Annotated in this window: 19 protein-coding genes and 1 riboswitch; of the genes, 7 read left to right on the top strand and 12 right to left on the bottom strand. The window is 63.8% G+C overall.

Features of this window, described 5'->3' with window-relative positions:
* Window positions 1–2: 2 nt before the first annotated feature.
* Window positions 3–115: riboswitch (SAM riboswitch) on the bottom strand.
* 103 nt (window positions 116–218) lie between these two features.
* Window positions 219–578 carry a hypothetical protein gene (locus tag J2S96_RS17460; protein ID WP_306866261.1) on the bottom strand — a complete coding sequence of 120 codons (360 nt, stop codon included), beginning with the start codon at window positions 576–578 and terminating at the stop codon, window positions 219–221.
* 55 nt (window positions 579–633) lie between these two features.
* Here J2S96_RS17460 and J2S96_RS17455 point away from each other — a divergent pair, with 55 nt between their 5' ends.
* The 3 genes from J2S96_RS17455 to J2S96_RS17445 all read left to right on the top strand — a co-directional run bounded on the left by J2S96_RS17455 (window position 634) and on the right by J2S96_RS17445 (window position 2878).
* Window positions 634–1065, top strand: coding sequence for an Lrp/AsnC family transcriptional regulator (locus J2S96_RS17455; protein WP_306866259.1), 432 nt, complete (start codon window positions 634–636; stop codon window positions 1063–1065).
* A gap of 158 nt (window positions 1066–1223) precedes the next feature.
* Window positions 1224–2255, top strand: a complete 1032-nt coding sequence (locus J2S96_RS17450; RefSeq protein ID WP_306866256.1) for an ornithine cyclodeaminase — start codon at window positions 1224–1226, stop codon at window positions 2253–2255.
* Window positions 2256–2554: 299 nt separating this feature from the next.
* Window positions 2555–2878 (top strand): hypothetical protein, encoded by a 324-nt coding sequence (locus J2S96_RS17445; protein ID WP_306866253.1) that lies wholly within the window; start codon window positions 2555–2557, stop codon window positions 2876–2878.
* A 49-nt stretch (window positions 2879–2927) separates the two neighbouring features.
* On the opposite strand, the gene J2S96_RS17440 is transcribed toward J2S96_RS17445, so the two are convergent.
* Both J2S96_RS17440 and J2S96_RS17435 read right to left on the bottom strand, forming a co-directional pair.
* The gene (locus J2S96_RS17440; protein WP_306866251.1) at window positions 2928–3530 is read right to left on the bottom strand and encodes a hypothetical protein; all 603 of its coding nucleotides are present in this window, start codon (window positions 3528–3530) and stop codon (window positions 2928–2930) included.
* A gap of 114 nt (window positions 3531–3644) precedes the next feature.
* Window positions 3645–4844, bottom strand: coding sequence for an SLC13 family permease (locus J2S96_RS17435; RefSeq protein ID WP_306866249.1), 1200 nt, complete (start codon window positions 4842–4844; stop codon window positions 3645–3647).
* A 105-nt stretch (window positions 4845–4949) separates the two neighbouring features.
* On the opposite strand from J2S96_RS17435, the gene J2S96_RS17430 reads away from it, so the two are divergent.
* Window positions 4950–5432 carry a DinB family protein gene (locus tag J2S96_RS17430; protein WP_306866247.1) on the top strand — a complete coding sequence of 161 codons (483 nt, stop codon included), beginning with the start codon at window positions 4950–4952 and terminating at the stop codon, window positions 5430–5432.
* A 14-nt stretch (window positions 5433–5446) separates the two neighbouring features.
* On the opposite strand, the gene J2S96_RS17425 is transcribed toward J2S96_RS17430, so the two are convergent.
* On the bottom strand, window positions 5447–6388 hold the full coding sequence (locus J2S96_RS17425) for an aminodeoxychorismate lyase (protein WP_306866244.1): 942 nt from the start codon (window positions 6386–6388) through the stop codon (window positions 5447–5449).
* 108 nt (window positions 6389–6496) lie between these two features.
* Between J2S96_RS17425 and cls the strand changes: the two genes are divergently transcribed.
* Window positions 6497–7984 (top strand): cardiolipin synthase, encoded by a 1488-nt coding sequence (cls, locus tag J2S96_RS17420; RefSeq protein WP_306866241.1) that lies wholly within the window; start codon window positions 6497–6499, stop codon window positions 7982–7984.
* A gap of 3 nt (window positions 7985–7987) precedes the next feature.
* Here the strand turns inward: cls and J2S96_RS17415 are convergent, their stop codons facing one another.
* The gene (locus J2S96_RS17415; protein WP_306866238.1) at window positions 7988–8437 is read right to left on the bottom strand and encodes a MarR family winged helix-turn-helix transcriptional regulator; all 450 of its coding nucleotides are present in this window, start codon (window positions 8435–8437) and stop codon (window positions 7988–7990) included.
* A 112-nt stretch (window positions 8438–8549) separates the two neighbouring features.
* Here J2S96_RS17415 and J2S96_RS17410 point away from each other — a divergent pair, with 112 nt between their 5' ends.
* Window positions 8550–9647, top strand: coding sequence for an FAD-dependent oxidoreductase (locus tag J2S96_RS17410; RefSeq protein ID WP_306866235.1), 1098 nt, complete (start codon window positions 8550–8552; stop codon window positions 9645–9647).
* 54 nt (window positions 9648–9701) lie between these two features.
* Here J2S96_RS17410 and J2S96_RS17405 read toward each other — a convergent pair whose 3' ends face one another.
* Window positions 9702–10406 (bottom strand): hypothetical protein, encoded by a 705-nt coding sequence (locus tag J2S96_RS17405; protein WP_306866232.1) that lies wholly within the window; start codon window positions 10404–10406, stop codon window positions 9702–9704.
* A 181-nt stretch (window positions 10407–10587) separates the two neighbouring features.
* Window positions 10588–11052, bottom strand: coding sequence for a phage tail protein (locus J2S96_RS17400; protein WP_306866229.1), 465 nt, complete (start codon window positions 11050–11052; stop codon window positions 10588–10590).
* A gap of 137 nt (window positions 11053–11189) precedes the next feature.
* On the opposite strand from J2S96_RS17400, the gene J2S96_RS17395 reads away from it, so the two are divergent.
* The gene (locus tag J2S96_RS17395; protein WP_306866227.1) at window positions 11190–12770 is read left to right on the top strand and encodes an NCS1 family nucleobase:cation symporter-1; all 1581 of its coding nucleotides are present in this window, start codon (window positions 11190–11192) and stop codon (window positions 12768–12770) included.
* 3 nt (window positions 12771–12773) lie between these two features.
* Here J2S96_RS17395 and pabB read toward each other — a convergent pair whose 3' ends face one another.
* The 5 genes from pabB to uriH form a co-directional block, all read right to left on the bottom strand.
* Window positions 12774–14858, bottom strand: coding sequence for an aminodeoxychorismate synthase component I (pabB, locus tag J2S96_RS17390; RefSeq protein WP_306866226.1), 2085 nt, complete (start codon window positions 14856–14858; stop codon window positions 12774–12776).
* The gene (locus J2S96_RS17385) at window positions 14855–15403 is read right to left on the bottom strand and encodes a low molecular weight protein-tyrosine-phosphatase (protein ID WP_306866223.1); all 549 of its coding nucleotides are present in this window, start codon (window positions 15401–15403) and stop codon (window positions 14855–14857) included. The genes pabB and J2S96_RS17385 overlap by 4 nt, the downstream gene beginning before the upstream one ends.
* Window positions 15404–15559: 156 nt before the next feature.
* On the bottom strand, window positions 15560–16504 hold the full coding sequence (locus J2S96_RS17380; RefSeq protein WP_306866220.1) for a ribokinase: 945 nt from the start codon (window positions 16502–16504) through the stop codon (window positions 15560–15562).
* Window positions 16501–17928 (bottom strand): uridine transporter UriT, encoded by a 1428-nt coding sequence (uriT, locus tag J2S96_RS17375; RefSeq protein WP_306866217.1) that lies wholly within the window; start codon window positions 17926–17928, stop codon window positions 16501–16503. The genes J2S96_RS17380 and uriT overlap by 4 nt, the downstream gene beginning before the upstream one ends.
* Window positions 17929–18954, bottom strand: coding sequence for a uridine-preferring nucleoside hydrolase UriH (gene uriH / locus J2S96_RS17370; protein WP_306866215.1), 1026 nt, complete (start codon window positions 18952–18954; stop codon window positions 17929–17931). It abuts the gene before it with no gap.
* Between the last annotated feature and the right edge of the window lie 156 nt (window positions 18955–19110).

Raw genomic sequence — 19110 nt, 5'->3', positions numbered from 1 at the left:
CTCAGTCACGCTTGCAGTTCGAAAGTGTCGATACGCCGAGTAGTCACCTGAGGCACCCCGCCGGAGAGAGGGTTGCCGACCAGCAAGTCAGGGCTTCGCGCTGGTGCTCATTACTCAAGAAGAAAATAACATCCACGACGGCGGCCTGCAGCACCGGCCGTCGTCATGTTCCGTAACCGGACGGCAGTCAGGCTTGCGAAGGCTGGGAGCCGGTGGCCTCAGGCTTCGGTTTCATTAGGGAGCGGTTCCAGGCTTGCCTGGATCCGGGGCGGGAGGGCGTCGAACCGTGACGCTACGCCTGTGGGGGAATGATGAAAAGGGGAACCTTGATGCTTCCGGATTTCCAGCAACTCGTGTACGGAAATCCCGGTGGCCGTGGCGAGTGCATGCAGCGAGAGGCTGTTGTGATGAGCCAAGGCAAAAACCACACCTGACAAGGCTTCGAAACCTTCTGTCTCGTAGATTTCCCTCACCAAGTTGGACATGCCGTTCGCATCATCGATTGATCCCGCCGAGGCGCCGGTCGCCATGGCCGTCAGCGACCACGCAGCAGAGTCGGGGCTGATGTAGATGCTCATGTCGATACCCTACGGACTCGGGCCCGCTGGGGGAATGGGCGATACGTTTATCTTTATGGCAGCACTCACCGATCTCGACCGTCAGCTCCTCTCCGCCCTACGGGAGGATGGGCGGGCGTCAGTGGCGAGCCTTGCCCGTCAGCTGGGCGTCGCCCGAGCCACGGTGAATAGCCGGCTCGAGCGCCTTGTCTCCTCCGGAACCATCGTTGGTTTTACCGCGAGGGTGCGCGATGAACTCGATCCACTTGCGATCAGGGCCATCGCGCTCATTGCCGTCGAGGGACGGTCGGCCGACAGGGTTATTCGCCAGCTCAGGGGTCTCCCCGAGATCTGGGCACTGCACACGACGAATGGCGGATGGGATCTTGTGGCTGAGCTGCGCACGGAAAGCCTCCGCGACTTTGACCAAGTGCTGGGCAGGATCCGGGGGATCGAGGGGATCGTGAACAGCGAGACCAGCCTGTTGCTCAGCTCCGTCTTGAGGTAGTGCCCGCGTGACGCTTGCGGGGATATGGGCATTATGTGCACCAGTGCTCGTCATTATGTACATGTCTTCAATGAAAAGTATGTACTTTGGCAATTGTGGATGCATATCGCTCCTCCGTAGCCTCATTGCAACAGTGCTTATGAGGGAAAGGAGCGCACATGACGCGCTTTGTCGATGTCCGCAATATGGTTCGTTGGACAGCTGGGCGAGGCCCGGAGGCCATCATCGCGGAGATGATTCAGTACCTGGAAGACGACTTCCGTCGGTGGGAATCCTTTGACAAGACTCCGCGGGTGGCAAGTCACACGCCTTTTGGCGTCATCGAGCTGATGCCCACCAGTGACCAAGAAACATACGGCTTCAAGTATGTGAATGGGCACCCTTCGAATCCTGCGCGCGGCTTCCAGACCGTGACAGCTTTCGGCGTCCTTTCCGATGTCCACAACGGCTACCCGACGTTCCTTGCAGAGATGACAGTGCTGACAGCCCTGCGAACGGCAGCTACGTCCGGGATGGTCGCGAAGAAACTCGCGCGTACCGATGCAGGGACCATGGCGATGATCGGAACAGGAACCCAATCGGAGTTTCAGGCCTTGGCCTTCCGGGCGGCCTTGGGGATTAACACTGTCAGGATCTGGGACACCGACCCGGCTGCGATGGAGAAGTTCGTCCGGAACATGGCTCCGCTCGGTTTCGATATCACCATCGCAGGCTCGGCGGGCCATGCAGTGGAGGGTGCCGACGTTGTCACCACCTGTACGGCGGACAAGGCCAATGCCACCATCCTGACCGCAGACCAGGTTTCGCCGGGTGTTCACATCAACGCGATCGGGGGCGATTGCCCCGGGAAGACGGAACTCGACGCGGCCATCCTGGGCCTCGGCGACGTCTTCGTGGAATACGAACCGCAGACGCGGATTGAAGGCGAGATCCAGCAAATGTCCGCCGATTTTCCCGTCACGGAATTCTGGCAAGTCCTGGGCGGGCACGCGCCGGGCCGGACCTCCAGGGACCAAATCACGATCTTTGATTCCGTTGGTTTCGCGATCGAGGACTTTTCAGCCTTGCGGTATCTCCGCGATGCCGTTGAAGGTTCGGACTTCTTCGAGGAGATCGACCTCGTCGCCAACCCTGATGACCCCAAGGACCTCTTCGGTCTGGTGAGGGCACTTTCTCCGATCGGATCATGACAGGTCCCAGCTGGCCGGCAGTAGGTGTCGCTTCGAGGACCCGAACGACGCCTACTGCGAGTTAGTTGGGGAGCCTGGTGCGCCGGCCCCAGAACCGGCGCACCAGACGTCTATCCAGCTTGCCCGGCCGCAACTAGTTAACTACTGCCGCCGCGACGGCACAATAGTGTTGGCGAGCTAAATTACGCTGCCCGCTACACTCGGATTCATGGTGGGTCATGGGGGAGCCAAATCCGTAGCGGTATTATCCGAGAAACCTCGTTGCGGCGAAGCAACTTCTCGGGGCAGGCTCCGGGCGGGTGATCCTGGAGGATTCCGGCGCAGTGGACAGCGCCCTCAGCCGGGTTGGAAAGAGTGCGAGGGTGGAGGACGCGGGCTCGTACACCGTGAGCGCAGCCTGTGTTGGCGCCTCGGATGTCCACCTGGTCATCGGCCAGGATCCACGAACCGGCCTGCCCTCCCAGGACCAGGCCTTCGACTGCTCTACGCCATATGCCCGCGTTGTTCAGCTGCAGCCCGGGCGGGTCACTGTCCAGGTCATGGTGATGCGGCCTTATTCAGGCGCTACGGCGTCCTCTACAGATGGGGGAGCAGCAGCGGTAAGGGTGACGGCCGGCGGCTGAAATCCTCTGGCGAACACGCCGCGGTTATCCCGCCGCACCCGGCGGCCGCCTAATGTCCCTGTTCCGGCGAAGGCCCAGATGGCCGATGCGGCGGGGGCGGCCCCGGATGCGGGGGCACGGGCACATGCTTGTGGAGGTGCGGCGGATGTGGCGGGGCGCCGTGAGGGTGCGGCGGATGCGGCGGGGCGCCGTGAGGGTGCGGCGGGGGTGGCGGCCCGTCGAGCGGCTGTGCGATCTGCGGGCGCACCTGGCGCCGGCTCGCGTCCTCTTCGTTTTCGAGCGGCACTTCCCCTTGACCGGTTGCTGTGCCGGCATCTTCAGTGGATTCCTCTGTCACGAGCCCGTAGTAGCTGTAGAGTTCCTGTTCCTGCGCCTCCGTGATCACGCCGCGGTCGCTCTCGATGCGCGGGCCGTTCTTCACCTTGTCCTTCGCGAAGGCCACCCGGATCACTGAATCCTCAAGGCTGGCTCCGGAGAGCGGGGCGAAAGACTCGGACATGCCGAACAGGCCGGTCCGCACAGTGACAAAGGCCGGATCCCCGGAGTCACCGCTGGTGAAGATCTGCTCCACTGAACCGATTTTCTGCCCGGCGGCGTCCACGACAATCCCTCCGTTGAGGACGATGTTGTCGATATCCTGCAGACTGAGCATGGGCAGATCCTTCTCCTTCGGGGTTTCGGTGATAGCGGCCGGACTGTTCTATATTCTGTCCCGATTCTTCGTGCCCGGCGATAGGCTCCGGTTTCGGGTACCCGCCGATCGCATTTAGTGCCCTGCGGCCACCAGTACCGCCACCGCGGCAAACACAGTAAGAGGCGCAACAATCAGTCCGAAGAGCGCGTATCCCCTCCACGTAATCAGGACATTCATCCGTGCGAGCCGATCATGCCAGAGCAGGGTGGCCAAGGACGCCCACGGAGTGATGAGCGGACCCGCGTTGACCCCGACCAGCAACGCCGCCATCCGCACTGGCGACGCGGCCAACGGTTCTGCCAGGAGGTACGCAGGCAAATTGTTGAGCACATTCGAACCGGCGGCTCCCGTTGCGGCAAGCCGGACCAGATCCGGAAAGCCTTGGCCTTGTCCCGCCAGTTGGCCCAGCAGAATAGGAGCCCCCAGGTGCCTGGCCGATTCCATCACCAGGAAGAGGCCGGAAGCGAACAGCAACAAGGACCAAGGGATCAGCGACAGCGAAAGAACCCCGGGGCGCCGGAATGCGAATACTACGCCCAGCACAACAGCCCCGGCCAGGGCGGGGATCCATACCGGCACCCCGGACACCAACGCAGGCAGCAGCAATGCCAGTACCAATGCGGTGCACCCGAGCAGAACCCGGTCCGGCGCCGCAGCCTTGGACCCGGAGCCGGCGGGCTGATCCGGCCTGATCCGCCTGACCGGGATCCTCGAATAGCGGTTGCGCAGATCCCGCCGGAACACGATAGCGATGAACAGCAGCGGCACGACGACGGCGGCCAGGGAGGGGGCCCACATCAGGGCGGCAAAGCCACCCGGGGAAATACCGCCAAGGCTGTGCTGGGCCAGGAGGTTGGTCAGATTGGAAATGGGCAGCAGCAGGCTTGCCGTGTTGGCCAACCACACCGTCGTTAGGGCGAAGGGCAGGGCCGGCAACCCGGCTTGCCGCGTCACACTGACCACCACCGGGGTCAGCAACACCGCCGTCGTGTCCAAGGAAAGGAAAACGGTACTCAGCGTCGCGAAGGCGGCCAGGAACAGCCACAAGAGAATGCTGTATCCGCGACCCCAATAACGGAGCCGGCGGGCAATCCAAAGGAAGACTCCGGCCTCGCTGCACAGCTCAGTCACAACCGTCATCGCGACGACGAACAGCAGAATCGGAGCCACTCGATCCACGAGTGCCATCAGATCCGTCACAGGAGGGGCGCCCGTGGCGACGGCGACGCCACCGGCCGCAAGGAGAACCGCTCCGATGATCGCTAGACGCATGATCGGATTCTATTCCACGGCATACAACCCTCAGGCCAGGGACGCTAAGCTCGGATCACGTCGATCCTGACTGAATCCCTGCCCGACGGAAACATAGGTGCAACCGTGACGCTTACCGAGGACGTCCTCAACCAGCCAATTCGGACCCAATTCGAGGCATTCATCGACGAGCACCGGCGCGCGCTCAACGACTGTTTGAACGGGTTGACGGAGGAACAGGCCCGCCGGTCATTGGTGCCGTCGAGGACCACCTTGCTGGGCCTCGTTAAACACGCGACCTTCGTTGAGAGGGTCTGGTTCGACGAAGCCATCACCTGCCGTTCCCGTGCAGAGATCGGCATTCCCGCGACGCCGGACGAGTCTTTCATCCTCCATGAGGACGACACCATCGCTACGGTCCAGCAAGGACACCGAGAGGCATGCGAGGCATCACGCCAGGCGACATTGTCCCTGGGACTCGACGACATGCTCAACGGCAACCGACGCGGCCCGCTCCCGCTGCGCTGGGTGTACCTCCACATGTTGCGCGAGCTTGCGCAACACTGCGGGCACGCCGACATCCTCCGCGAGCAGATCCTCAGCCAATAGCGGCCGCGAAAGCGCTACTCAATCCCCGCGAACAGCTCGTTGAGTTCGGCGGTCAGCTGTTTGCGCATTGCCGGGGTACCGATCTCCCTGCCGTCAATGTGGTTGACGGGTGCAATGAGGCGGATGCTTGAGATCAGCCACACAGCGTCGGCGTCGAACAGGTCTTCCGGGACCAGCGGACCGTAGCCGAGTTCCCAGCCCGCAGCCTTGGCCCTCGTGAAAAGCGCATCCTGCGAAGTGCCCGGGAGGATCCCGCTGTCCAGTTGCGGAGTGACGAGGCGCTTGACCGTGCGCACCGAGCCGGCACCGTCGTCGACCGTCTCAACGTGGGCCAGCAACACCGTGGACGTCGGGCCCTCCAGAACACGGCCGTCTGTTGAGGTGAAGATGGCGTCGTCCGCACCTTGCTTGTGCGCGTAGCGCAGTGCGGCCATGTTCACGGCGTAGGAGAGCGTCTTGGCGCCGAGCAGCAGCCAGGGGGCGCGGTCGCCCGCCTCCGTGTCAAAGCCGCGGTCAAGGAGTACGACGTCGATGCCCGTCTCGCGCTGCCGGCGGCTGCCCGCGGGTGACGGCGAAGCCTGGATCCAGCACGTAGGAGTCGACGCGCCTTCAACGCCGCGCGTCACCAGGAGCTTGACGACTACTTCGTCCTCGGCTGGACTCGGCGCCGGGAAAGAATCGCGGAATTCGGTGATCGCCGTATCGATCGCACGGCGCCAGACGTCCTGTCCGGGAATGGTGAGGTCCAATGCGCGGGCTGAGCTCTCAAGCCGGTTCAGGTGCGCTTGCACCTTCCGCGCACGCCCCTCGACGGCGAGCAAGGACTCGAAGACGCCGTCACCCCGGGTGGCACCGAGGTCGGTAGCCATGAGCTGCGGCTGGCTGGAATCGGCGACGCGGCCGTTTTCAAACGCTGGATCCAGGAAAACGAGGACCGTGGAGGCAGGTAAAGTCATGCTTCCAGCTTAGTGCTGGCCCACAGGGCGGACAGCCGGGAGCGGTGCGCCAGATAGGCTGGCCTCACTGTTGGTTCTTTGACTGGTTATTTGACCGTGGGGTGTGGAGTGCTGTTTCCTTTTCAGTTCGGGGCAGAGTGGACCTGGCTCCTCGGCGCGTGGGCCGTTGTTGAGATCATCCTGCGCATCGTCCTGCTGGGCGTCATCCCGGGAAACCGCCGTCCCACCACCGCCATGGCTTGGCTTCTGGTTGTCTTCCTCGTTCCGTCCATTGGTTTCGTCCTGTTCCTCTTGTTCGGCAATTTCCGCTTGTCCCGCCGTCGTCGTGAACAGCAGGAGCAAGTCAATGACCGGGTGAGGGCGGGCACCTCGGCGCTCGCCGACGCCGTCAGCAACTACTCGGGACCCGAATGGGTGACGTCGGCGGGCGAACTGAACCGACGCCTCGGCTCACTTCCGATGGTCGACGGTAATTCGGTGGAGCTGATGCCCGGCTACGAAGAGTCGATCAAGGCCATGGCGGAAGCGGTCCGGGGAGCCAAGAAGTTCGTCAACGCGGAGTTCTACATCATGAGCAGCGACTCGGTCACAGACGAGCTCCTCACCGAGTTGGAAAACGCGGCAGCGCGCGGCGTCAACGTCCGTCTTCTGTTCGACCACATCGGCACGTTGCGGATCCCCGGCTACCGAAGACTGGTCCGCAGGCTCAGGCGTGGCCAGATCCAGTGGCGCCGCATGTTGCCGTTGTTGCCCATCCACGGCCAGTGGCGCCGCCCTGACTTGCGGAACCACCGGAAAATCCTGGTGATCGACGGCGAAATTGCCTTCACGGGTTCCCAGAACCTGATCGAGCCCTCCTACAACAACCCCAAGCATCGGCGCGCAGGGCGTAAATGGGTGGAGCTCATGGCGCGGATGGAGGGCCCGATCGTTGCCACGCTCAACGTTGTCTTCGCCACCGACTGGCTCAGCGAAACGGACGAGTCCCTCGAGTATCAGTTGCAGGTCGCGGTCCAGGCGGCGCCAGTGCATACGGCACAACAGGGGATGACGGCCCAGGTGGTTCCCAGCGGTCCGGGGTTTGTCACGGAAAACAACCTGCGCCTTTTCAACACGTTGATTTATTCGGCCCAGCACCGTATCTCCATCTGTAGCCCGTATTTCGTGCCCGACGATTCGCTGCTGTACGCCATCACGACGGCGGCCCAGCGTGGCGTCGACGTGGAACTTTTCGTGTCGGAGAAGGGCGACCAGTTCCTGGTCCACCATGCGCAGCGCTCCTACTACGAGGCGCTGCTGGAGGCCGGGGTGCGGATCTACCTGTACCGTGCGCCGTACGTGCTGCACGCCAAGCACTTCACCATTGACGAGGAAGTAGCCGTCCTCGGTTCCAGCAATATGGACATGCGCTCCTTCTCGCTCAACATGGAGGTGTCCGTGATGCTTCTGGGGGCCGAAGCGGTGGACAGCATGCGCTCCGTCGAGTCGAGTTACCGGGAAATGTGCCGGGAGCTGACCCTGCAGGACTGGCTGCACCGGCCGATGCTTGCCAAATACGTGGACAACGTGGCGCGATTGACCGCCACGCTCCAGTAGGGCTCAGTCCTCGGCGCAGGCCTCATCCGCGGTATCGCCGTGGATCCGTGACAGCAGCCCATGGAGTTGCTGGAGCTCCTCGGCGGAGAAGCCGGTGAAGGCTTCGCGCTCGACGTCGGCCACGGCGACGTCAATCGAGGCCACCGCGCGTTTGCCCTCAGCGGTGATTTCAACGATATGACGACGGCGGTCGGCGGGATCGCGGCGGCGTTCCGCCAGGCCGTCGCGTTCAAGGTCGTTCAGGACCGCCACGAGGGCGCTGGCGTCTATCGACAGGAAATCGATGAGGTCTTGCTGACTGGCCGGTCCTGACTCGTCAAGCCGGCAAAGCAGCACAGCATGCCTTGGGCTGAGCCCGGAGGAGTCCAGCGCCTGGCGGAGGTGCGAATTCATGATGCGCCCGTGGCGCGCCAAGAGAAACCCCAACTGTGTGCCTGGCGTTGAAGGACTCATCAGGAAAATCCTATCACTCGGGAAATTATTGCTTATGTTAAATCGTTGTGCTTCATAAACGATCTGGACGGCACGGTCCGAGCAGTACGAGCCTCTTTCCAAAGGAGTTGCCATGAACGACCACACTCCGCACCCCACCGTGGTGGTTATCGGCGGAGGCTACGGCGGGATCTCCGTAGCCAAGGCGCTGGACCAATACGCGATGGTTACCTTGGTGGAGCCCAAGGACGCTTTTGTCCACAACATCGCGGCCCTCCGAGCTGTAGTCCAACCCGACTTCCTGCCGCGGATGTTCCTCCCCTATGACCGCCTGCTGGCGCGCGGCACGGTACTGCGGGACCGTGCTGTCCGAGTAGACGGGCACACAGTCGAGTTGGCGTCAGGTGCCAGGCTGACGCCGGACTACATTGTCCTCGCAAGCGGTTCCAGCTATCCCTTCCCGGCCAAAAGTGACCGAGCGATCACCACTTACGCAATCGCCCGCTACGAGGCCGCCCACGACGACCTCAAGCGCGCCGGCAGGGTGATGCTCCTGGGCGCCGGGGCGGTCGGGCTTGAATTTGCGGGCGAGATCGCGGCGGCGTGGCCGGACAAGGACATTGTGATGGTGGATATGGCGCCGGATATCCTTCCCGGGCCATATGATCCCCGGCTGCGTATTGAGGTCAACCGGCAGCTGGATGACCTTGGCGTACGGCGAATTCTGGGGAGCCCGTTGGTGCAGATGCCTCCGGTTCCTGCGGGTGAATTTGCCACGTTCACCGTCAGCACCACGGACGGTGCCGCCATCGAGGCGGATATCTGGTTCCGCTGCTATGGAATAGCCCCGCAGACGGACTATGTGACGGGAGACCTCCTTGCCGCACGGACAGCGGAGGGCTACCTGGACGTGACCCCCGAACTCCGCGTCGCAGGTTTCGAGAGCGTCTACGCTTTAGGCGACATCTCGGCGATCGACGCGAACAAAGCCGGCGTTGCGGGACGCGAGGCCGCGGTGGTTGCCAAGAACATCCAAGCCCAGATCGAAGGCTCCGCGGACCTAGCCGCATACACGCCGTCGAAGCCAGTCATTATCCTTCCGTTGGGGCCGTCGGGCGGTTCAGGACAACTGCCCGACGGCGAGATCGCCAGCCCGGAGCGGATCTCCCAAATCAAGGGCCAACACATGATGATCGACCGCTACGTCGAAATGTTGAACCTGGGCGCTTGAGCCGCGGACGGCCCGTGGTGCAAGGTTCTCGCGACCTCAGTCCTCCGCCGGCCGTCAGCCGAGGACGGCGTTGACCAGTTTGACCAGTTCCGCCGCAGAGTCAGCGGTGACCGAGGCGCCCGTCTTGACCGCTGTGGCTCCGAGGTTGCCCTTCACCCCTGTAACCGTCAGTGTGGTCGACTTCTGGCCGGACGCCAGGACCTGGGTGGTCAATGCCCCCATCGACTGCTCCCCGCTGGTCTTTTCGGGCAACGGCTGGGTCTGGGTCGTGATCTTCTGCCCTCCGGCCTCGATCGTGAAGGTCGAACACTGAGCCAGCGCGTCAGCGGACTTCTTCGTCTGGCCCGCCAGTACGGTGGGGTCCTTCACCGCCAGGGCGGTGATTACGGTCAGGGACTTGTCGGCCGCAGAAAGACTCTGCCCCGCCGCATACGTCGCCCCGTCCGGCACCTGCGCATTACTGTTCGCCAAGGCTGCGCACGCCGGGGGTGTGATGACGGCGGACTTGAGCATCTGTTTCGCCGCGATCACGCCTTGGTCGAGCTGCGCGGCAGGGACGACGGTCAACGGTTTGCCCTGGTCATCCTTCAACTGCGCAATGATCGAAGCGAGTTCCTCATTCGTGTAGGTCTTCGGAGTGGGCGTCGGTGTAGGCGTCGGCGTCGAGGTGGATGCAGCGGTGCTTCCCGCATTCGTGGAACCACCGCAGCCGGTCAACGCCAATACGGCAACGAAGAGGATACCGAGTGGCGTGAGCATTTTTTTCATTTGTAACCCCAATTTTTGTGGGGGCACGGACTTCCGGGGGTAACCGGCACAGCCCTGCCCTAACCGCCCGGCCCGGTCTTTCCCCGTACCGATCCCAAGCGGTAATGAATAGGATGCATGCCACTGTACATATTCAGTAGGCTTCCTAAATAGAGTGCCGACTACTTGGACGCTAGTACTCGCCCTTGATCACGAAGTAGGAGCCGCGGATAACGCCTGCCAGCTTCGATTTCTGGCGGGCGAATTTGAAGCGCGATGCCAGTTCTTCCGGAATCTCCATGCCGTCAGCGAGCTTGAAGCCGACCGCCCGCTTTCCGCCGGCCTCGATGCTGTACATGACGTTGATCGAGAGCCCCGACTCGTAGAAAACGTAGGCCATCCGCAAACCGTCGACGTCGAAGGCGGTTGCTTCCAGCGGGCGGGAGCTGATGACGATGTCGCGCTCTTCCTTCAGGATGCGGCTCACCCGCTCGACCACCTCCGGGACCTCGCCAGCAGGGCTCACTGTGAAGACGTGGCCGTACTTGTTCCGGTAGTAGCGGCCCTCGTTGGCGCGCAGTCCGGCAAGCGCCTCGGCAACGGGAGACGATTCCAATCCGACAGTAGAAACATTCTCGAAGTCAACGACGTGCGGCATGCACCCTCCTAGTAGGACCTGGTTGAACCAATGCTAACGCGACGATGCGCCGGCGCCCGTCGGGGGTCTTTCCTTCCCGTCGCAATGGGGCGATTCTGGAGTTCCAAGCATGTTTGGAAGCGTTGTTCGGAGGCATCATGGCGCGGAAGAACGAGTCCCCGGCCGCGCAGGCGCCGCCCGAGCCCGGCGACGAATACCCCGAGAAAGTCCGGATCCTGGCGGAGGGCCGATTGGTCAGCGACCGCCTGTGGAACGCGGACCTTGCACCGGCCCGGCAACGCAACTGGCGGGTCCGCAGCCTCTTCGCACTGTGGATGTGCGACGTCCACAGCATTGCAGGTTACACCTTCGCGGCCGGGCTTTTCATCACCGGACTGGTGGGCTGGCAAGTCTTCCTGGCCTTGGTCCTCGGCATTACCCTGGTCTATTTCCTCATGAATTTCGCCGGAACGGCCGGGCAGAAAACCGGCGTACCCTATCCGGTCCTGGCGCGGATGTCCTTCGGCCTCTTCGGCGCCAACCTCGCGGCCCTGATCCGGGCACTGATCGCCATCGCCTGGTACGGCATCCAGACGTGGCTCGCCTCGGAAGCCGTCTTGGTGCTGCTGTTCTCGGTCTGGCCCCAGTTGAGCTCTCTCGACGCCCCGGATGTGCCACGCATCCTTGGCCTGACGCCGCTCGGCTGGGCGGCATTCCTGGTCCTCTGGGCTGTCCAGCTGCTGGTCATCCGGCGGGGCATGGAGACGGTACGGAAGTTCCAGGACTGGGCCGGTCCTGCCATTTGGGTGGCCATGTTCGCGCTCGCGGTCTATATCCTGACGCAAGCCGGCAGCAAGTTCAGCCTCTCGATTCCCGGCGTCGCTCCGTTGGACGGCCCCGCGGCCTTGACACAGTTCTTCTCGGCCATCGCCCTCACAGTCACCTACTTCGCCGCACTTCTCCTGAACTTCTGCGATTTCTCCCGGTTCGCACCGGACCGCAAGACCATCCTGCGCGGCAACTTCTGGGGCCTGCCCGTGAACTTCATCGCCTTCGCCTTGGTCACTGTGGTGGTCACGGCCGGCGCAGCGTCCTACTTCACCGCAGACCAGTACCGCGGCCAAGACATGTTCAAGGTGATCACCGATCCGGTGGCGATTGTCCAGGCGATCAAGAATCCGTGGATCACCATCATCGCCGCGGTGACGTTTGTGGTGGCCACGATCGGAATCAACGTCGTGGCGAACTTCGTTTCGGCTTCCTACGACCTCGCGAACGTGGCCCCGCACCGGATCGATTTCCGCCGCGGCGGCCTTATCAGCGCGGTTCTCGCGATCGTGATCCTGCCGTGGAACCTTTTCAGCAGCCCGGTGGTGATCGTCTACTTCCTGGGTGGCCTCGGCGCGCTGCTTGGTCCATTGTTCGGGGTCATCTTCACCGACTTCTTCCGCATCAGGAACCAGCGTTGCAAGGTCTCGGACCTGTATCACGAGGACGAGAACGGCCTCTATTTCTACACCAAGGGCTGGAACCCCAAGGCCGTCGCCGCGTTGGTTCCGGCTGCCGTCGTCGCGGGTGTTTTGGCCCTGGTCCCCGGGCTGCAGGCCTTCCTGCCGGGAGGCTCGGGCCTAGGCCCGTATTCATGGTTTGTGGGGGCAATCCTGGCCAGCCTGATCTACTACACGATCACCCGGAACGACGTGCGCACGCTCCGCGCACGCACCGAGGAACACGGCTGATCCTCAGCCCGCCGGGAATTCCGCGCCGAGGGCGGAGAGGACCCCGAAGGCCTTGGTCCGGATTTCGGCGTATTCGTCCTGGGGTGTCGAATCCGCCGTAATGGCGCCCCCGACCCCGAGACTGAGCGTGCGTCCGCCGTCGCCGTCGGGACTCATCACCAGGGTTCGGATCACGACGGCGAGGTCCGTCGCCGCGTTGAGCGAGAAGTAGCCGATCGCGCCCGAGTAAACCCCTCGAGGTCCGGATTCCAATCCGTCAAGGATGTCCATGGTACTGATCTTCGGAGCGCCGGTCATGGATCCGGCGGGGAACGCGGCTGCAACGGCTTCGGCCCGGGGTGCTCCGGCACGCAGCCGGGCATCAACGGTGCTCACCATCTGGTGCACTGTGGCGTAGCTTTCCACTGCGCACAACCGGCTGACCGTCACGGATCCGGGCACGGCGAAATGGCTCAGGTCGTTGCGGAGCAGGTCCACGATCATGATGTTCTCGGCACGGTCCTTGATCGAGGATTCAAGGCCACGCCGCAGAGCCTCGTCGATGACGGGATCGTTGGCCCGGCCCCTCGTGCCCTTGATCGGCTCGGCCCGCATCCCGCCGTCGGAGGTTATCCGGAGGAAGCGCTCAGGCGAGGTGCTCGCCACCGTCAGCTCGCCGAACCGCAAGTAGCTCGCGAACGGCGCCGGATTGCGCTTGCGCAGCGCGAGGTAGCCCTCCCACGGGTCCAGTCCAGGGTCCGGAGCGCTCACGGTGGTGGTCAGGCAGACCTCGTACGTGTTGCCCTCGGCTATCTGGTGCTGGGCGTCGGTGATTTTGCTTTTGTATTCTTCCTCGGTGTCGCGGCTGGTGAACTCGAGCCCCACCGAGGGACTCCCGACGGCGGAATCCCCGGCCGAGTGCCTCGGTGTGCCGGTTGCTGAGGGCCGGGCCTTCGAGGTTTCGGCCACGGACAACACGGCCTCGCGCGCCAGGCCAAGCCAATCGCCGGCGTCGGGGGCATCGATGGCGAGCAGCCACACCGCGGCGTCGCGGTGGTCGATCACCACGCCCCGGCCGGCGAAGAGCAACGCTGCATCCGGTGTGGCGGCGTGGACGTCGCCGCCCCCGGTTTCCCGCTTCAGCTCGTAGCCGAGGTAGCCCAACCAGCCGAGCGTGAATTCGCAGTCGTAGCCTTCCGGCGCCTTCAAGGCCTTGCGGCCCCACACTGTGTCCAGCCAACGGAAGAACGGGCCGCTCGTCTCCACGGTGGCGCATCCGGCGCTTAGCCGGGTTGTTCCGGAACTGTGTATTACGGCCTGGCCGAAGGAACCGCCGTCATCCGCGAGGATGCTGAAACGGCTGCGCTCGGCTGCGGCGTCGCGGGCTGTGCCCGTGTTGGAGGACGCATTGGAGGAATCGAGCCAGATGGCGTTGGCAGAACCGGCGTAAAGCGCATGGAACAGGGCCGCTGCGTCCGGCGTAGCCTCAATCCGTTCGGCCTTGAGCTGCAAGCCGCGGCGCGCCGAGAGCTCGGGAGCAAGCACCGGGGAGAGCGAAGGGAGGTAGTTCAGCGCCTGCAGGACATCACCCGGGGCGGTGCCGTCTGCCCGGTTCACTACTCGCACGTCGGTGTGGTCGAGGACGCCGTCGCTCTCCAGCCATTCGTCCTCCTGGGCCGCCCAGCTGTCCCAGAACGGTTCGTAGCTGCTGCCGTCCCGGGCCATCGCGCGGTGCCGGCGGTCGTCGTCGGGAGCGTCCACCCAAACCACGGCATCCAGCATGGGCCGGGCGGCGCTTGCGGCGGCCCCGACGCCCTCGACAATGACGATTTCGGCGGGCAGCGTCACCTCCCTGCGGCCGTCGTAGTGTCTCTCCCAATCCCAGCGGACCCACTCGGCGGCGTCGCCGTGCCGCAGAGGTGCCAGGACGGTGGTGACGTACCGCTCGATGCCCGCGGCAAGGCCATTCCAGCCCGGATAAATGTCCTCAAGATGGAACAGCGACACCTTGTGATGCATGCGGAGGCGGGCGGCAAGTTCGACGGCGAGGGTGGTCTTTCCCGCGCCGGACCGGCCATCGATAGCGATGATCACGGGTGCTGGGGTCATGAAATAGAGCGTACCTGCTGCGGGTCGTAGTCCTGCGTGGCGACGGCGGCCCGGGCGTGGGCCACAATGCCGGGCACGGCGGCCTTGATGAGGTTCCACGTGACGTCGAAGTCGTGGTGGCCGCCGTACCAAGGGTCTTCGATGCCCAGATCCAAGGTGCTCCGGCCTGTCACGGAGGGATCGAAACTGCGCAGCATCCGGATCTTGGCGAGTGTTTCCGAATTCGGGGCGGTCTCGTGCAGCCAGCCGTAGTGGTCCACGTCCAGGGCCAGGATCAAGTCCCGCTCCCGGAACCACTCCGGACGCCAGCACCTGGCAATGTGACTCTCAGAGTGGATGCGGTGGGCCGAAAGGACACGGGCAGCACGTGGATCGATGGGGTGTCCGGCCTCGTATGACGTGGTTCCCGCGGAGTCCACTGCAACCGCCCCGCCCAGCCCTCCGGCGTCGAGCGCCTCCGCCAACATCAGTTCCGCCATGGGGGAGCGGCAGATGTTTCCCGTACAGACGGTGATGATGCGGTATGGGCTCGACGCTGAGTACATGGAGCAAGCATGGGGGATGCCACCCCGTCTTGGCTAGTCAAAAAGACGGGGCCTCAACTTCCTACCACTTTTGACTGCCGTCGACGCCGCCGTCTCGCGGGACTCCGGGGTTCCGCAACGGAAAACTGGTAGGAAGTTGAGGCGGCACCGCCGTGCCTAGGAAATCCGCAAGTGCTCCAGGACCTCCTCCGCGCCGGGATAGGCGGCCTGGGTGCCCTTCTTGGTGGTAGCGAGCGCGGCGGCAACCGAAGCGAACGCCGCGGCTTCGGCCAGGGTTTCGCCCGCGGCGAGGCGGGCAGCGACGGCGCCCGTGAAGGCGTCCCCGGCACCGGTGGTATCCACGGCATTGACCTTGGTAGGGGCGATCCGGGAGATCTGTTCCCCCGGCGCGGCGAGGGAATCCAACACCGCCGAGCCATGCGAGCCGAGGGTAACGAGGACCCGCTCCAGCCCTCGCTCAGCGAACTGGCTCCTGACCGGCTCCCACGCGCTTGCGTGCGCGCCCGGATGGGGCATGTCGGCGTTGTCCAGGAACATGGATGCTTCATGGGCGTTCACCAGCAGGACATCGGTCAAGGCGGCCAGGCTTTGCGGAATCTCGGCGTAGGGCGAGAGGTTCAACAGAACAGTTGCACCGGCGTCGTGCGCTGTTTTGGCGGCAGCTTCCACAGTTTCGAGGCCGACCTCCAGGCAGAGGCACAGCACCGCGGCGTCGTCGAATGCATCCGCCGAAACGTCCGCCGGGGCGAGTGTACCGTTTGCTCCGGCCGAGATGATGATGTTGTTCTCACCATGGGCGTCCACCGCGATCACCGCGACGCCGGTGGCAGCATCCGCGGAACGCCGGACGCGGGAAACGTCCACGCCGGCCCCTTCCGTGGAGGCAAGGAGCATGTCGCCGTTGGAGTCGTTTCCAACCGCGCCGACCAGCCTCACCATGCCCCCCAGTTTGCTCGCAGCGACGGCCTGGTTGGCGCTCTTTCCGCCGGGATTGACGGCGAAACCGTTGCCGTGGACGGTTTCGCCCGGGAGCGGGAGCCGCTCGCAATAAATGGTGAGGTCCGCGTTCAAGGACCCGACGACGACGATCCTGCCGTTCACTTTTCAACCTCGGCTTCGAGGGGCTTGGGGATGAGCAGCGACGCCGCGAAGGCGGCAACCGTGATGGCCAAACCGACGACGACCACCGTCAAGTAGGAGGCTTTGGCGTCGCCGAGCGCCGAGGTCGCCACGAGGACTGCCGGCAACACCAGGAAGCTCAGGCCGGCGCCGAGGTTAAAAGCGCCGGCGTTCATGCCGGGCAGGAAGCCGGGGTTGCCGGCGGGGGAGAGGACAACTCCCAGTCCGTTGAGCATGATGTTGACCGTACCGGCGTACATAATCCCGAGCAAGGCCGTTCCCGCGATCATGAGGGGCAGGCTGTTGAGTCCGAGGAACGCGATGACAGCCAGTGACGCAATGCTGCCCAGCATGCCGATGCGCAGGACTTTGGTGTAGCCGAGCACGGGCGCGAGCCTGCCGCTGATGGGCCCGAACACCCAGCCAAGGAGGGCGTACGGTGTGAGGATCATGAGCGACATCTCAGTGGGGCCAACCCCGAATCCCGGCGCGGCGGCCTGGACATATGCCGGGACGATGCCGTTGATGACTGCGAAGATGCCGGTCATGGCGAGGGTGGTGGTCAGCAGTGGCGCCCACGTGGAACGCTGGCGAAGGTGGACAGTCTCCACCATGGGCTGCTTGGAGCGCTTTTCGGTCCTCCAAAAGGCCGCGAACGCCACGACGGCCACTACCGTGAGCCCGATGGCCAACATCAGCGTTCCGGAAGAGAACGCGCCGACCAGCTTGGATCCTTCGTTCAAGGCTGTCAGGAGTGCTCCCACGGCGATGACAATGAAGACCACACCGAGCCAGTCCATTCGGGTGCCGGCGGCGGGCTTGCTCTCCCCGGCGAGGAAGGCGATCAAGGCCGTGGCCACGACTGCGAGGCCAACCATGAGCCAGAAGATGCTGCGGAATCCGAAGTGCTCGGCAAAATAGCCGCCCACGAAGGAGTCGACGCCGGCAACGCCGCCGTTGACGGCCGTGATGAGGCCCATCAGGGCTCCGTACTTGCGCGGGTTGTTGACCGCGGAGCGCAGCATGATGAGGCACAGCGGGACGGTAGGGCCGCTGACGCCCTGGACGACGCGGCCCACGAAGAGCCACGTGACGTCGGGCGCCATGGCTGCGATGACCGAGCCGAGGGCCATGAGCAGCATCATGCCGAGCAGGATCTTCTTGCGGCCCACGATGTCGCTCAAGCGCGGCAGGAACAGTGAGAACAAGGCCGCGGCGGTAAAGAACCAGGTCTGGGAGAGGCCGATGACTGCCTGGCCGGTGTGGAGCTCGTTACCCATGGTCACGAGGGCCGGGCTCAGCATGGAGGCGTTGAGCTGGAAGGCTACGCAGGCGGCCAGCAGGGCGACCATGAGGGCGGCGATATTACCGCGGGTTGTCTTGGTTTCGTTGATGAGGGTAGTCATTTACTTGGCCTCTCCTGCGATGGCTGCAGCGGTGGCGGGAGCGCCGGTGGGCTCTCCTGCGTCGGGCTCGCCGATGCGGATGATCGCGTCGGTGACGAGGTTCCAGAATTTCCCGTGGTCGAGGTCGACGGCGACGGATGTGTTGCAGTCGGCCGGTGCGGGAGCGCGGAAATCGGCCACGGTCATACCAAGAGTGAGCTTGCCCTGCAGTTCGATGTCGACCGGGACCTTGCGGGTAGTCATGACGGTGGGGTCGATGACGTAGGCCACGGCGCAGGGGTCGTGCACCGGAGGATAGTCAAAGCCTTGGGCGTCCCGGTAGGTCTTGGTGAAGAACTCCATGAGTTCCATGACGAATTTGGCTGGCTTGCTGCCGATGGCGGCGATCTTTTCGACGACCTCGTGGGTGGCCAGGGCCTGGTGCGTAAGGTCCAGGCCGACCATTACCACTGGCCAGTTTTCGTTGAAGACGATGTGGGCGGCCTCGGGATCGATGATGATGTTGAACTCGGCCACGGCACTCCAGTTGCCTACGTGGTAGCCGCCGCCCATGAGGACAACTTCCTTGACCCGTTCAACGATCCGCGGTTCTTTGCGGGCGGCCATGGCGATGTTGGTGAGTCCCGCCGTGGGGACCAGGGTCACGGTGCCGGGTTCGTGGGCCATGATCGTTTCGATGATGAGGTCGACGGCGTGGCGCGGGTCCAGCTCGATGGTGGACTGGGGCTGTTCGGGGCCGTCCATGCCGGTGTCGCCGTGGATATCCGGTGCGGTCTCGATTGCGCGGACCAGCGGACGGTCGCAGCCTGCGGCAAAGGGAACACCCGTGATGCCTGCGATGGTTCCCACCGAAAGGGCGTTGCGGGTGACCTTTTCGAGGGTCTGGTTTCCGACCACCGTGGTGACGGCGAGAAGTTCGATGTCAGGGTTGCCGTAGGCCAGCAGCAGGGCCACCGCGTCGTCATGCCCGGGATCACAATCCAGGATGATCTTCTTGGGTTCTCGGGTCATGGGGTTGGGGTCCATGTTCATCTCCACGTCATTGGGGCCTGCCGAGGCAGGGCGTTAAAGCATTCAGGGGAATTCTGGCATTGGCTCGGGCTTTACGTCAAGCGCTTAACGCATCTTTGCGTCAAGCGCTTGATGCCTTGTTGCGTGGGAATTGGCCGGATCCCCGTTACG

The organism is Arthrobacter bambusae (assembly GCF_030812595.1).
Taxonomy (GTDB): domain Bacteria; phylum Actinomycetota; class Actinomycetes; order Actinomycetales; family Micrococcaceae; genus Arthrobacter; species Arthrobacter bambusae_B.
Note: the sequence above shows the minus strand (reverse complement) of the source record. Positions and strands in the feature narration are given on the sequence as shown.

Bases quoted from the DNA above. Each gene is read 5' to 3' on its own strand.
- J2S96_RS17460 (WP_306866261.1), bottom strand. From the start codon at position 578: ATGAGCATCTACATCAGCCCCGACTCTGCTGCGTGGTCGCTGACGGCC.
- J2S96_RS17455 (WP_306866259.1), top strand. From the start codon at position 634: ATGGCAGCACTCACCGATCTCGACCGTCAGCTCCTCTCCGCCCTACGG.
- J2S96_RS17450 (WP_306866256.1), top strand. From the start codon at position 1,224: ATGACGCGCTTTGTCGATGTCCGCAATATGGTTCGTTGGACAGCTGGG.
- J2S96_RS17440 (WP_306866251.1), bottom strand. From the start codon at position 3,530: ATGCTCAGTCTGCAGGATATCGACAACATCGTCCTCAACGGAGGGATT.
- J2S96_RS17435 (WP_306866249.1), bottom strand. From the start codon at position 4,844: ATGCGTCTAGCGATCATCGGAGCGGTTCTCCTTGCGGCCGGTGGCGTC.
- J2S96_RS17425 (WP_306866244.1), bottom strand. From the start codon at position 6,388: ATGACTTTACCTGCCTCCACGGTCCTCGTTTTCCTGGATCCAGCGTTT.
- J2S96_RS17415 (WP_306866238.1), bottom strand. From the start codon at position 8,437: ATGAGTCCTTCAACGCCAGGCACACAGTTGGGGTTTCTCTTGGCGCGC.
- J2S96_RS17410 (WP_306866235.1), top strand. From the start codon at position 8,550: ATGAACGACCACACTCCGCACCCCACCGTGGTGGTTATCGGCGGAGGC.
- J2S96_RS17405 (WP_306866232.1), bottom strand. From the start codon at position 10,406: ATGCTCACGCCACTCGGTATCCTCTTCGTTGCCGTATTGGCGTTGACC.
- J2S96_RS17400 (WP_306866229.1), bottom strand. From the start codon at position 11,052: ATGCCGCACGTCGTTGACTTCGAGAATGTTTCTACTGTCGGATTGGAA.
- J2S96_RS17395 (WP_306866227.1), top strand. From the start codon at position 11,190: ATGGCGCGGAAGAACGAGTCCCCGGCCGCGCAGGCGCCGCCCGAGCCC.
- pabB (WP_306866226.1), bottom strand. From the start codon at position 14,858: ATGACCCCAGCACCCGTGATCATCGCTATCGATGGCCGGTCCGGCGCG.
- J2S96_RS17385 (WP_306866223.1), bottom strand. From the start codon at position 15,403: ATGTACTCAGCGTCGAGCCCATACCGCATCATCACCGTCTGTACGGGA.
- uriT (WP_306866217.1), bottom strand. From the start codon at position 17,928: ATGACTACCCTCATCAACGAAACCAAGACAACCCGCGGTAATATCGCC.
- uriH (WP_306866215.1), bottom strand. From the start codon at position 18,954: ATGGACCCCAACCCCATGACCCGAGAACCCAAGAAGATCATCCTGGAT.